The sequence below is a fragment of the Bacillota bacterium genome (genome assembly GCA_012842395.1).
GTDB lineage: Bacteria > Bacillota > SHA-98 > UBA4971 > UBA4971 > UBA6256.
On record DUSX01000020.1, the window covers coordinates 80,850 to 94,124 of the forward strand.

Here is a 13,275-nt window from a genome sequence, read left to right on the forward strand (position 1 = left end):
CCGGTAGCCTCTACCGCGGGCGCAGGCTGCCCTGGCCCTGGCTGCGCCGGCACTGGCATCCCTGGCCATCGTCCCTGTCCGCCTGGTGCGCCTTGGCCTCCCGGCCCTTCCTCGCCTCCGCCTTGGCCTCTGCGCTGGTCCGGGGACCACCCGCCTCGGCCTCCGTCTCCGCCGCCGCCTCCTCCGCTGCCCCACTTGCCGTTCTCGCTTCCACAAGGCCTCATCTCTCGCACCCCGCTTCCATCCTCACCTTGAGGCCATGCGCGAGCTCCTCCGGGGTCATGTTGAATAGGCAGTCGAACAGCGCCGCCTGGAAGCTCCCCGGCCCCTCGCTCTTCGCCGCTGCCCGCTCGGCCGCGTAGCCGTAGTAGGCGAGACCCGCCGCCGCGGCGACGAGCGCGTCCTCTTCGACCGCCGCGAACGCCGCCACGACAGACGTGGCCATGCAGCCTGTGCCCGTCACGTGACGCAGCATAGGATGGCCGTTTTCTACGAGTGCCAAGCGGCGTCCGTCGCTCACGAAATCCGTCGCTCCCGTAACGGCCACGACGCACCCGAGCTTTCTAGCGGTCTCGCACGCGAGGGCGGCTTTGTCGTGGTGCCCGCTCACGGAGTCCACACCCTTGATCGTGCCGCCAAACCCGCCTATGACCGAGACCTCGGCCTCGTTTCCGCGGAGGACGGAAACCCTCACTTCGGACAGGATGCGCCGCACGCTCTCGGTGCGCAGGGGCGTCGCGCCCGCGCCCACCGGGTCGAGCACTACCGGGACCGAGCGCTCGTTCGCGGCCCTCCCCGCCAGGATCATGGCTTCGACGAGCTCAGGGGTAAGGGTGCCGATGTTGAGGACGAGCGCCCTCGCCGCGCCTGCCATGTCCCGGACCTCCTCCAGCGCATGCGCCATCACGGGAGACGCACCCACGGCCAGGGTGACGTTGGCCGTTATGTTCGTGACGACGACGTTCGTGATGTGGTGCACGAGCGGAGCCTGCTCCCTCACCCTTCGAAGGACTTCAGGAGCACGCTGTCTCAGATCGCTCGTCGTTACGGCCTCGTTCATCCTCTGCGATGTCTTCTCATCTGCATCTTTTGCATGCTTTCCCACGTCCTCTCGCACCCCCTATCGCATATCCCCAACCTCATCTCGCACATCCGACCTCGTCGAACCGTCTCGGGTTCATGTGAGATGTCTTGTCGAGCCAGCCATGGCCAAGGCCCGGACCCTCTTCAACGCCGCTGCCACCTCCCCACTGCCAGGTGCCTGCCCATGTCCCCGTCCCCGTCCGCTACTGCCCGCTCACCGACCGCTCCCTGCCCGCCTCCCATCTGCTCCCGAAGTGCTCGCAACCCGCTCCGCGCCTGCCTGCTTGCCTCGTGCCTGACTTACTCGCCGCTCACCTGGCCTCCCGCCCCCGCCTGGCCGCTCGCCCGGCCGACCGCCGGAAGTAGAAGTGGTTGGTGGGCCCGCATCCGTGGCCCAATGAAAGCGAGTTCGCCACCGCCCAGGTGATGTAGTCCTTGGCGGCCCGCAGCGCATCCGGGACCTCCAGGCCCAGGGCGAGATATGCCGCTATGGCCGCGGAATACGTACATCCGGTGCCGTGTGTGTTCGCGGTGGCGTAACGCCTGGCGCAGAGCTCGATGAGCTCCTCGCCGTTGAACGCTATGTCCACCGAATCCCCGGATTGGTCCTGCAGGTGGCCGCCCTTCACCACGACCCACTCCGGCCCCATGTCTTTCAGCCTCTGCGCGGCAAGCCGCGCGTCCGACGTGCTCTTGATCGCAACGCCCAGGATAGCCTCGGCCTCGGGAATGTTGGGAGTGATCACGGTGGCGAGCGGCAGCAGGCGCCGGACGAGAGCGTCTCTCGCGTCGGGTGCCAAAAGCGGCGCGCGGGTCTTGCTCACCATCACGGGGTCCACGACCAAGTTCCGCACCGAGTGCCGCTGGATGGCGTCTGCTACCGCATCTATGATGGCTGCGGTGGCAAGCATTCCGGTCTTGGCAGCGTCCACCTGCAAGTCGGTCAGGACCGCGTCCAGCTGGGCGACGACGAAGCCCGGGTCGAGCACGGAGACCCCCGGCACGCCGAGGGTGTTCTGAGCGGTCACGGCGGTGAGCGCGACCGCCCCGAACACGCCGAGAGACGTGAATGTCTTGAGGTCCGCCTCTATCCCCGCTCCTCCGCCGCTGTCCGACCCGGCGATCGTGAGAGCCACGGGGACTCGCTCGGGCTCGGTGCGCGCGAAATCGGGTGCCATGTATCTCGAGATCCTCACTGTGAAGTCACCTCGGGCTTTCCTAAACGAAAATACGCTCTGTTTCAGCGCGGCATAGAGTAAGATGCGACAGCACTATCCGCTGGCGTACTAAACCTGGACGCCCACCGGATCATCCCCAATACATAAATCACACTAGCGGCTGTAAGGCTCGGTATCGATGCCCCCGTGGAGAGGCCGTTCTCAGTACACGCATAGTACGTGACCACACCTGTGACCCACGCAATCATGGCAATGGGGTTCACGCCGTGGACGTACCAGTATGCGCCTCCGCGTTTGAAGAGCTCCTGAACCGACAGCTTCCTCCGCCTAAGAAGGAAATAGTCCGCCAAGACGATCCCGAACAAGGGCACAAAAACGCCCCCTATGAGCAGAAGGAAACTTTCATAGCGCTCGATGGGAAAGACGGCCGCCACCAGGGTGCCGATGAACCCAGCCGCAAGAATGAGATGCCCCTCGCGCAACTGCGGGAATAGGTTCTGAGTGGACACGGCAGTTGAGTACACATCGAGGAAAGCGGTTGTGATCGTAGAGAAAGCCACTATGACCAACGCAACTGCTCCAATCTCCAGCCCTGTGAGAATCTCGACTACATCTGCTGTCCCCGCGGCTAAAGAAGAGATTAAGCCAATCGCATACATGAGGAAGCTCGAGACGAAGTATCCTATCCAGCATCCGAAGAACGACCCTGTCCCCCCTCTTCCGAACCTTGAGTAGTCGGCGACTAAGGGAAGCCATGATAGAGGCATCGCTATTACCAGGTCAGTCGCGTACCCAAAACCCATGCCTCCGCCCTCGTTTGCCGCCTGGAGGCCACCTAGACCGCGCGTTGACAGGAGCCTGTACCCCACATAGAGGCTTAGCACGAGAAGCAGACCAGAGACAATAGGCTCGAGCCATCTCCAACCCTTACGGCCCGACCACGCCCAGGCGGTCGTCGCCGCGCCCATCGCTACCACCCACGTCAGGTAGCCTGAGAAGCCCCAGAGCTGCGAGCTCAGAGCGTTCAGTGCCTTAGCCGCGACGACCAGCATCACGGCCGTCCATCCTACGAGCTGGACCACGTTCAACACAGCCGCCAGATACGAGCCTCTGACTCCGAAAGACGGCCTCACCGAGACCATCGACGGGATCCCGTGATCCGTGCCAACCACACCACCGAGGGCGAGGAGCGTGTTGCCCAGAAGATGTCCCAAGAAGTTCGCCGCTATTCCCGCCAGAAGACCGGCTGGAGCCAGAAAGCCGCCTGCCAGCACCTCGGCAAGGGATATGCCCGCACCCACCCATATGAAAAAGAATGCCCCCGGACCCATGGTTCGTTGGTCCACAGGAATTGCTTCAACCTCTGTTGCCACGCCTGTCCCTCCTTATTCAAAGACTTGCGCGACCCTTCTTGCAGGGTTCCTGACCCGATGGCCGGCAATCAGTCGACGAACACAACAAAGGAGCCGTGCCACTTGGGTCACGGCTCCTAGACTTGCAGTCTCGGCGACGAGCTCGGCGCCACGCTCGGACCATAAACCATAAGAGGATGTGAAGCAAGGGCCGCCGGCTGTCTTGCCGCCCGCTTCCCTACGGTGGCATTACCCACATCAGGTTCAAGGGGTTCGGGTGCACCCGTCTCAGCTCAAGCCACCTCAAACCGCCGCGCCCCACTCGGCACCGTCGCTCTGTCGCGGTGCTGCTGGGCAGTGCCGCGCGCTGCGTCGCTTGGTCACTAGAGCTCCGCGCGGCCGCCCTGGCCGCCGACTAGCGCCGCCCGTTGGCTTGGTGGTGGCTTTTGCTCCCCCACGGAACGGTCACGTATGCATCTTTCACTAGGATTATAGCCCGGCGTTTCCTCTCGCGTCAATGATTCCCTCGAGAAGGCATGGGACCCCGTTTGCATAACACGCCGGCGGCGTAAGCACCACGCCATGGGGGCTCGGGTCGCCGCCACGAGTACGTTCCCCCGTGAGCCAACGAGCCCCCTCCGAGCACGTCTTCGTGCGACCGCCTTCTCACGTTAGCAGGCAACAGGCGGTTCGCTCGACCGAGCCTCCCTCCGTCCCCTCCCTTGCTTCAACCCTCCCTCGACGCTCGACCTCCGACCTTCGACCCTCGATCTTGCTACAACGGCAGAGCCAGGACCGCAGGGCCAGAACGGAAGAGGAGGAATCCGTTACCCCGCGTCGAAATTCCAGAAAGGTTGAACAAGAAGTATCTAGCAAGAGTTACATGCTTCTCCGAGTCCCCCGGCCTAAGGTTCGGCGTATAGCTCCAGCTATGGCGGGCGGACCGGCAGGGTGTGTCGGGAAACGGACACGCCTCCCATCACGGAAAGGAGAGCAGGCAATCCTGACTGGGTCGCGCCTTGTGTTTCGGCCGGGCCCTGCCGCCTTTTCGTGGCACCCGGCCTTCGCTATTCCCGGGGTAAGTTCGTTGTCTCCGGGACGGGTACGAGAGAGCATGGCTGTGCGACCTTTGGGCCGGCTCATTATGCTACGCTGTTCCGGGGCTTTATAGATAGCCAACCTCGAAATCAAACGAGCATCGGGCGCTTTCTCCGTGCCCTCGTACGTATACCGCGGCTCCTTTTGCTGTGCGCGGTCTAACTTCGAGCTTGGTTATCTGTAAAAGATGCTGTTCCGAGGAGGCTGCGAGATGCGACGTCCTAGCGATGCGGTGTTCCAGTGCCAACCCACGATGTTGATGTCGCGGGCACCCGAGGGAGTCGTACGGAACGGGGCCGGCTTTTCCTGCAAGAAGGCCACGAGGCCAGCGCTAGTCTTGCTGGTCTCGTTTGCGGTGCTCGCAGCGTGCGTCCTCGGCGTGGCTCTGGTGGGACACTGCGCCGGCCTATCCGGTCTATCCGGCGCATCCAGCCTGCCCGCCCTGTCCTGCCTACCCGGTCTATCTGGCCTTCCGGGCTTGTCCGGCTTGTCAGGCCTGTCCGGCCTACCCGGCTTCCCTGGGCTTCCCGGCCTCTCGCAGGGCGGCCTCACCTTCGCCGTGGTGGGTGACAGTCAAGGGAGGACCCCGGTCTGGGAACGCATCGTGGACGCCCTCAACGCGGCACGCCCCGCTTTCGTCCTGCACTGCGGGGACATGGTCGCGTCGGGAGCGCGCGAGCAGTATGAGGAGTTCGTTAAGCAGGTCGAGAGGCTCCGCATGCCCTGGTACGCCGTGCCGGGGAACCACGACGTCCGCGGGGAGGGCGCGAAGCTGTTCACGGAGTTCACCGGCAAGAACCGATATTACTCGTTCGTGGAGAAGGGTTACCGTTTCATCGGGCTGGATAGCTCCGCGGCGGCGCTCGACGCCGAGCAAATGGCGTGGCTCGAGCGAGAGCTCGCGCAAGGCGGCCCGAAGTTCGTATTCATGCACGTCCCTCTCTTCGACCCTCGTCCGGGCGGCGATCATTGTTTCCTTGACGCCGAACAGGCGCGCCGCCTCCAGCGCCTCTTTCGGGACCACGAGGTGCTGGCGGTCTTCAGCGGACACGTCCACCTCTTCAGCAGCCGGACGCTGGACGGCGTCACGTACGTGACGACAGGCGGCGCCGGCGCGCCTCTCTATGCGTCCCGTGCCGAGGGCGGGTTCTACCACTACGCGCTCGTCCGTGTGAGCGGCAACCGGGTGAGCGTCGAGGCGAAGCAGGTCGCCGTCAAAATAGAGGAGCCTCGCGTCAGGGTGATCGGGCCGAAGGGCGAAAAGGAGTTTACCCTCGGTGACCTGGCCCTCCTGCCGTCGGTAGAGGCCGCGAGCGCGTTCGAGAACCAATTCGGAAACGTGTCGGGCGGCGGTACTTACAAGGGCGTCCTCGTGGCGACCCTCCTCGAGCAGGTCGGAGGCATCCGCCCAGGCCAGACCCTCGTGGTCCGTTGCACCGATGGCTATTCGCAGGAGTTCGGATACGAGAACGTGCATGTCTCGAAGGATTGGGCCAAGCTGCAGGGCCCCATGGTCCTCGCTTACGAGAAGGACGGCAAGACTCCCCCTGAGTGGGCCGAGGGATCGCGCTTGATCTTCGCGCCGCCTGACGGCGTGTACGGCAACGACGACTGCCGGTTGACGTCCCTTCCCGGGCAGGGATGGAACGTCTACAAGTCGGCGGGCGGGCGCTGGGCGCGCAACGTGTCGGTGATCGAGGTCAGGCCGTGACATAGAATCACAGAGCAAGTCTCACCAGACCAAAGGAGGATGAGGGATGAGAAGGAATCGAGCGAACCGTGTGCGTGTGGTGCTTGCCGCGACCCTGGCGTCGGCCCTCGTGACCCTCGTGGCGACGGCTGGCGCACTCTTCCCAAGCGTCGCGTTGGCCTCGGACGACGCGTGGCAGGTCGAGGTCTTGGGCGGCGGCAAGACCGTTGTGCTCACGCAGTCCGATCTGGAGGGCATGTCGGCGGTGACGGCAGAGGCGGCGTTCCTGAAGACCACGGGAAAGATCGAGGGACCGTTCGAATTCAAGGGCGTATACATGGAAGACATCCTCGCGAGGGTCGGGGGCATCAGCCCGTCCGAGGCGATCCGCGTCACCGCGCGCGACGGCTACGCGATGACCTACACCTACTCCCAGGTCGGCGGGAACGTCCTGTCTTACAATGAAAGCGGCGAGGTCCTCCGTACTGGTGGACTCGCCATGATCCTCGCGTACGAGTCGGGCGGCGACGCGGCGGCCGCCGAGAAGCTGCCGCGAATCGTGTACATCGCCAAGGACGGCTCTGCGCGCCCGCCCATCACCGACGGCCATTTCTGGACGAAGGCCGTGGCGAAGATCGAGGTCGTCTCGGGCGTGGAGGACTGGTCGATCAAGCTCAGCGGCGTGGAGCAGGCGCTTTTGGACAGGTCCACGTTCGAGAGCACTGTGACCTGCCCCTCGACGCCTCACCCCGCCGTGGTGTGGGAGACCACTGACAAGGAGGGCAACAAAGAAGTATATGAGGGTCTCCCGCTTTGGATCGTCGTCTCCATGATAGACGGGGGCGACGCGCCCGGAGGGCATTACCTGTTCAACGACGACCTTGCGCGCCAAGGGTACAAGGTGCGGGTGATCTCGAGGGACGGCTACAGCGTGGACCTCGAGGCTTCGCTCGTGGCGCGTAACAACAACATCATCCTGGCCTATAAGAAGAACGGCGAGCCCTTGCCCGAAGAGGACGCACCTCTCATGCTCGCCGGCAAAGACCTGCCGTCGCGAAAGTACATGGTCAAGCAGATCGCCGAGCTGTCCCTGGTGGACCTGCCGGTCGGGAAGTAGCTCTGCGGTGCACAGGCGCGGCGGTGCAGCCCGCGTTCTACAGGGAGCGCCGCCAAGTTCCATGAGGGCTGCGGCATGGTCTCTCCCTCCCCAAGGAATCGCCGGGCCAATGAAGCCAAGGAGGCATACGGGGCAGTGACGTCCAGAACATCTGTGAGAGGACGGGACTACTATTTCAGCACGCGCGACCTCGTCCTCATCGCTGTGGTCAGCGCCGCGGGAGGGGTCCTCAGTACCTACGTGGGGTATCTGGGGAACCTGCTCAACAAGGCTTTCGGCGTGCCGTTCGGCGCCGGGCAGTGGATGGCGGGGCTTCACGTGTTCTGGTTCGTGCTCGTGCGCGTGGCCGTGGGACGGACGGGCGCCGGCACCCTGGCAGGCGTCATCAAGGGCGTGGTTGAGATGTTCACGGGCAGCACCCACGGGCTGCCCATAGTGTTCATCTCGGCCGTCGAGGGCCTCCTGGTGGACGTGGTGCTTCTTCCGTTCCGGAGACCGTCGCTCCCGGCGCTCTGTTTGGCGGGGGGAGTTGCCTCGGCATCGAACGTCCTGGTGTTCCAGGCGCTCTACTTTTCCGGCGTGTCCTGGGGCTACATCGCCTTGATGACCCTGTTCGCATTCGGGTCGGGAGTTGTGTTCGGGGGCTACTTCGCCGACGGCGTGCTGGCCATACTCGAAGAAGCGCGCATCATACGGCTGAAGGCGAAGTCGAGCGCGGCAGGTATGCCACCATCGCGCACGCAGGGGCCCGCGGCAAGCACCGGGGCCCCTGAGGCAAATGCCCCCGGGGCCGCAGCCATGGCTCCGACCGCGTCCGGCGCGCCTACCGCGGCCGGTGCGGCCGCCGGGACCGGGGCGGAGGCGTGGGGTGCGGCCGGGACCCGGGCTCGGGCCAGAGCTGAGGTCGAGCCTATCGCAAGGCGATCGTCCAGGCGGTCTAGCAAAACCCGACTCGCCCTGACGCTCCTCATGTCACTGGCGCTGGCTGGAGGCGCCGTCTACTATTACGTCGAAGTCTTCGAGCCCTTCTGGACCGGCCCGACATGCTCAGTCGAAGGCAAGGTGGCCAATCCCTATGTGTACCGGCCTGCAGACTTCGAGAATGAGGCCGTCACGGTGATGGCTGAGCTCAAGGGGCAGGTCACCTACGTGCCACCCACCGAATACACGGGTGTCCCGCTCGCTCGGATCATCGAAAAAGCCCGCCCCGACGTGTCAGCTGCACGCGTGCGCGTACTGGCGTCCGACGGGTACGAGGCCGAGTTCGGTCTCGATGACATCATGAAGAACCGCGCCGTGATCCTGGTCCGGGACGCCGAAAACCTGCGGCTCATCGCCACGGGCTACGAGGGCGGGTGCTGGGTACGGATGGTAACGCGGCTGGTGGTAGAGTGAACCGTGCGATGACGCAGCTTGCGCTGAAATGAGGCGCGTGGTGACCGGCTCATCCCGGATCGTGGCGGAATGAGGCGTTTTGAGAGCATGGAGAAGGTTGTCAGAGTCTCGAACCTAACTGTCCGGTACCCAGGGAACGCCGCACCGGCACTGAATAGCGTCGACCTAGCGCTCGAGGCCGGTGAATGCATGGTCGTGAGCGGTCCGAGTGGCTGTGGCAAGTCCACGCTCGCACTGTGCCTTGCGGGCTTCATACCGCACGCCATCGACGCGGACGTGACCGGCTCCGTGCGTGTGGCCGGTCTCGATCCAGCGCAGACCAGCGTTTATCATCTTGCCGAGTTCGTTGGTTTGGTGCAGCAGGACCCAGAGGCCCAGTTCTGCACCATGCGTGTGGACGACGAAGTAGCCTTCGGGCCGGAGAACCTGATGTGCGCGCCTGATGAAATTGCTCGCCGCGTGACGTGGGCGCTTGAGGCCGCGGGCGCATCTCACCTTCGCGGGCGCAGGCTCGCGGAGCTATCCGGGGGCGAAAAGCAGCGCGTCGCCCTCGCGGCCGTGCTCGCCATGCGTCCCAGCGTGCTTATTCTTGACGAGCCCACCGCCCACCTCGACCCGAGGGCCACCGGGGCGCTCGTGCGCCTCCTCGGGGAGATGCAGTCGCAGCTCGGCCTGGGGATCATCATCCTGGAACATAGGCCGGAGCGGTTTTTCGGCATCGCCAACCGGGTGGTGCGGTTATCCGAGGGCGCCGTCGCTTTCGACGGCCCGCCGCGCGAGCTCGCCGGGCCCGGGCGATGGGGTAACCCCGCGTGCCTCTCATGCGGCGACACTGCATCTGGCAGAAGGTCGCCAGGTGGCGGCGGGCTCCTCGCTCGGCGTACTGGACGCGCCGCGGTCGCCGAGAAGGGCGGCGAAGAAGACGCCGAAGAAGACGCCGAAGGACCGTGCCCCTGGACCAGCCACCCCTCGTCGGTTCGCGCTCCGGTTCTGGGCGGCGTTCAGGGCCGCCCGCAAGGCCGCGACGCGCAATGCCTCGCGCACGACGGCGGCGACGATGCGCAGGGCGCACCAAGCCCGCGCCCAGGTGCGGGCCCGGCCTCAGGCACAGGCGCAGGCCCAGGCACAGGCGCAGGTGTAGGCCCAGGCTCCGGGCCAGGCCAAGGGGACGCGCGGCAAGACACGGGACTTGGCACGCCTGGCCCGCCTCTCCTGCAGGTGTGCAGCCTCACCCAGAGATACGGGAACAAGATCGTCCTCCAGGATGTGGACCTGGAGGTCCGGAGCGGCGAGATCGTCGGAGTGATGGGCGACAACGGGAGCGGCAAGACGACCTTGCTCCTCAGCATAATGGGGATCCTCCGGCCCGTTTCCGGGAGGGTCATGCTGGAGGGCGAGGACATCACGAACGTCCCGGTCTCGGCGCGCGCGAGGCGGATCGGGATGGTGTTCCAGAACCCCAACCACCAGCTTTTTACCGACCAAGTCTGGCGCGAGGTGGTCGCGGGGCCGCTCAGTCGTGGGGTGCCGGAGGCGGCGTGCCGTCCCGCGGCCGAGGCGCTTCTCGACCGGTTTGACCTCCTCGCGCTTCGCGCGAGCCACCCGTTGACCCTTAGCTACGGGCAGAAGCGCAGGCTGAACCTGGCGGCGATCATGGTGAGCGAACCTAGCTTGCTGCTACTCGACGAGCCGTTCGTAGGACAGGATGCCCCGCGGGCGCGGGACTTGGCGCGCCTCCTCAATGACCTGGCGTGCTCGGGCAAGGGCATCCTCTTGGTGGGGCACGAGCCGAGCATCATGGCACAGTGTTGCGACCGCTTGATTTTCATGGACGGCGGGCGGATCGTGGTGGACGCGCCTGCGCGGGAAGCGTTTGCTGATTTCGAGAGGATGGGCTTGTGTGACTACGTGCCAAGGGCGTGGGCTTAGTAGGCTCAACCCGCTCGCCAATCTGACGCTACTGGTCTCCTTCTGCGTGCTCGCCATTTGCGCGCAAAGCCCTGCACAAGCAGGAATTCTATTTGCGGCGGTCCTCGCCGGCCATGTGGCGAGCCGAATCCCGCCTTCGATCCTGTGGCGCAGAGTGCGCGGGATAGTTATCTTTGCGCTCGTGCTTTTCCTCAGCCAGCTCTTCCTCGCAAGCGGCGGAGAGGTGGCGTGGGGCGCCCGCGCTGCAAGCGGGATCCAGATGTCCCTGCGCTTCCTCAACATCGTCCTAGCGAGCCACTTATTCGTTAGCACAACCTCAGCGGAGGATCTCGCCTATACCCTCATGCGGCTGGGGCTTCCTTATCGGTATGGATTTACCCTCCTCATCGCCATGCGCTTCGTCCCCTATTTCCGGCTGCAATCGAACACGGTGTTGCAGGCCCAAATGGTGCGCGGCATCGGCGTGGACCGCCCGTCCCTTAGGGGCATTTGGTGCATGGCCAGGTACACGTTGGTTCCGCTTGTCGTGACTGCGCTCGGCAAAGTGGAGAGCCTGGCCATCTCCATGGAGGGCCGCTGTTTCGGCCTGCACCCACGACGGACGTTCCTCCGCACCGTGCCGTTCCGCCCGGCCGATGCCGTCGTCATGGCAGCGGCCATCGCGGCCGCCGCGGCTGCAGCCACAGCCACGCTGCTCACCAGATGAGTGCCCCAAGACGCGCTCGCCTAGGTAACAGGCGGGGACGGACCGCCGATCTCCGTGTGCAGACCGCGTTGGGGCCGAACCAGCCGGCTCTCGCGGGCTATAGCTATAGCCATTCGAGGGCCCGGTCCGCGATGGAGGCGATGACACCGCGGCGCAGGGAAATGGCTCCCTCAGGACACATTTCGTGGCAGCAGAAACACCGTATGCACCGATGGCGGTCTATCATTGCAGTCCCCCGCGCGATCGCCGCCGTCCCCGCCGCCGTCCCCGCGGAACCCACAGTGATGGCGCCGGGCGGGCACGACTCTGCGCACACCCCGCACGCGACGCACTTCGCAGCGTCCACCCAGGGGATTGCGGTGACGTGCTTACGGACAGCCCTGACAACCGTGAATATGCCCGAAGTGGCTCGCGCCGCGGGCGGCAAGGCGAAGCCCGTCACGTGGAACTCTTCCGGGGGCGCCCCCACCACTTCTATCTCTTCAGGCCGCGTGCTGCCAGCGCTAACCTCCCGCGCCGCGCGCAGGTACGGCACGCGCATGGGGTCCACCCCGGCGAGCCGAAGGGCCACGACATCCAAGGCAACCGGGTCCTCCGACGCCAGTATGGCTCCGATGTGCCTCGGCCGCCCGTGCGAAGGTCCGTCGCCGTCCATGGCTACGACCGCGTCGAGGATCGACAGGCGGGGCTTCACGAGGCCGGCAAGGTCCAACAACATCAGGGAAAAGGCGCGGGGATCGTTGTACCTCAGATGCATGCGCAGTTTCTCGGCCCCTGGGATGCACCCGAAGAGGTTCTTCACGGCGCCCGTGAACGTCATGAACCCATGGGTCTTCATCTTGCCGATGTTGATGACGGCCGAGGCGTCAACGATCGGCCGGGCAAGGACGAACTCCTTGCATACCCGGCCGGCCGGGTGCTTGCGCGCGACCCCGTCGTCGAAGGACACGAGGTCCACGCCCGCTTCACGGCAGACCGCGGCTATCCCGCACTTCGCCGCGACGCCGGACACGCTGCCGTGTCCGGGGCTGTCTCCCACCACGACCTTGGCCCCGGCCTGCTTGAACAAATCGAGAACGGCGCCTACGACAGCGGGATGGGTCGTCACCGCCCTCTCGGGCTGGTAGGGCGAGAGCATATTCGGTTTGACAACCACAAACCCGTCACGCGGACGGGGCAAGAACGCCTCGACGCCGCCGAGGAGGTCAGTGGCCAACCTAACCGCGTGGGAGACATTGTCCTGCGAATATGACCTGCATGTAGCCAGAGCAACCTTGATCTTCAGCGTGATCCCTCCAGTCCGCATCCATGGCAATTACTGGCAGAGACTCATCTGCATGTTCTGCAGTATTCACAGAATCACGCCTCCTCAAGCACGATCCTCGGGACACGCCCAGGCAGGACGCCTCAGCCGAAAAGCAGCGCGAACTTCTGGCGAGAGCGACATGCTCAGTTGGCGCGATCCGTGGCGCCACGATAGCCCTCGACGAAAGCCCCCCGATAGCCCCGATACCAGTTCTTCACGAAGGACGTAATACCTCCAACCAAGACCAGGCTCATCTTGTCTGACATGCCTGACATGAAGAGAGCCCGCTCCCCGATGGGAACGAGCTCTCACGCGTAACCCGGAGTCGGGATGGGGACACCCGGGATGGAAACGACCTCTCTGCGTCACCCGACCGCCACGCCGCCCTCTAGCCGGAAGGACCTTTCCTCGTCGGAAGACG

General features: G+C 64.9%; 9 protein-coding genes and 2 riboswitches. Of the genes, 5 read left to right on the forward strand and 4 right to left on the reverse strand.

The genetic code is table 11. The features are described 5' to 3' along the window. Positions 1–220: 220 nt before the first annotated feature. The 3 genes from thiM to cytX all read right to left on the reverse strand — a co-directional run bounded on the left by thiM (position 221) and on the right by cytX (position 3,592). Positions 221–1,060 carry a hydroxyethylthiazole kinase gene (thiM, locus tag GX515_07545; protein ID HHY32858.1) on the reverse strand — a complete coding sequence of 280 codons (840 nt, stop codon included), beginning with the start codon at positions 1,058–1,060 and terminating at the stop codon, positions 221–223. Between the two features lie 334 nt (positions 1,061–1,394). Next, positions 1,395–2,261, reverse strand: a complete 867-nt coding sequence (gene thiD / locus GX515_07550; protein ID HHY32859.1) for a bifunctional hydroxymethylpyrimidine kinase/phosphomethylpyrimidine kinase — start codon at positions 2,259–2,261, stop codon at positions 1,395–1,397. 62 nt (positions 2,262–2,323) lie between these two features. Continuing rightward, a complete protein-coding gene (gene cytX, locus GX515_07555) occupies positions 2,324–3,592 on the reverse strand; it encodes a putative hydroxymethylpyrimidine transporter CytX (protein HHY32860.1) in 1,269 nt (422 codons plus the stop codon). 239 nt (positions 3,593–3,831) lie between these two features. Then, a riboswitch (TPP riboswitch) is annotated at positions 3,832–3,944 on the reverse strand. Between the two features lie 546 nt (positions 3,945–4,490). Further along, positions 4,491–4,621, forward strand: a riboswitch (molybdenum cofactor riboswitch). Between the two features lie 301 nt (positions 4,622–4,922). On the opposite strand from cytX, the gene GX515_07560 reads away from it, so the two are divergent. From GX515_07560 to GX515_07580, 5 genes are all read left to right on the forward strand, one after another. Then, a complete protein-coding gene (locus GX515_07560) occupies positions 4,923–6,422 on the forward strand; it encodes a hypothetical protein (GenBank protein HHY32861.1) in 1,500 nt (499 codons plus the stop codon). Between the two features lie 46 nt (positions 6,423–6,468). Further along, positions 6,469–7,518, forward strand: coding sequence for a hypothetical protein (locus tag GX515_07565; GenBank protein ID HHY32862.1), 1,050 nt, complete (start codon positions 6,469–6,471; stop codon positions 7,516–7,518). Positions 7,519–7,653: 135 nt separating this feature from the next. After that, complete coding sequence (locus GX515_07570) at positions 7,654–8,913, forward strand: hypothetical protein (GenBank protein ID HHY32863.1); 1,260 nt, start codon at positions 7,654–7,656, stop codon at positions 8,911–8,913. An 87-nt stretch (positions 8,914–9,000) separates the two neighbouring features. Then, entirely contained in the window at positions 9,001–10,842 is a 1,842-nt protein-coding gene (locus GX515_07575; protein ID HHY32864.1) for an ABC transporter ATP-binding protein, read from the forward strand. Then, complete coding sequence (locus GX515_07580) at positions 10,814–11,548, forward strand: energy-coupling factor transporter transmembrane protein EcfT (GenBank protein ID HHY32865.1); 735 nt, start codon at positions 10,814–10,816, stop codon at positions 11,546–11,548. The genes GX515_07575 and GX515_07580 overlap by 29 nt, the downstream gene beginning before the upstream one ends. 103 nt (positions 11,549–11,651) lie before the next feature. Here the strand turns inward: GX515_07580 and GX515_07585 are convergent, their stop codons facing one another. Next, the gene (locus GX515_07585; GenBank protein HHY32866.1) at positions 11,652–12,863 is read right to left on the reverse strand and encodes a DUF362 domain-containing protein; all 1,212 of its coding nucleotides are present in this window, start codon (positions 12,861–12,863) and stop codon (positions 11,652–11,654) included. Between the last annotated feature and the right edge of the window lie 412 nt (positions 12,864–13,275).

Coding starts and splice junctions, on each gene's coding strand:
- thiM (HHY32858.1), bottom strand. CDS start 1,060: ATGAACGAGGCCGTAACGACGAGCGATCTGAGACAGCGTGCTCCTGAA.
- thiD (HHY32859.1), bottom strand. CDS start 2,261: ATGGCACCCGATTTCGCGCGCACCGAGCCCGAGCGAGTCCCCGTGGCT.
- cytX (HHY32860.1), bottom strand. CDS start 3,592: ATGGGTCCGGGGGCATTCTTTTTCATATGGGTGGGTGCGGGCATATCC.
- GX515_07560 (HHY32861.1), top strand. CDS start 4,923: ATGCGACGTCCTAGCGATGCGGTGTTCCAGTGCCAACCCACGATGTTG.
- GX515_07565 (HHY32862.1), top strand. CDS start 6,469: ATGAGAAGGAATCGAGCGAACCGTGTGCGTGTGGTGCTTGCCGCGACC.
- GX515_07575 (HHY32864.1), top strand. CDS start 9,001: ATGGAGAAGGTTGTCAGAGTCTCGAACCTAACTGTCCGGTACCCAGGG.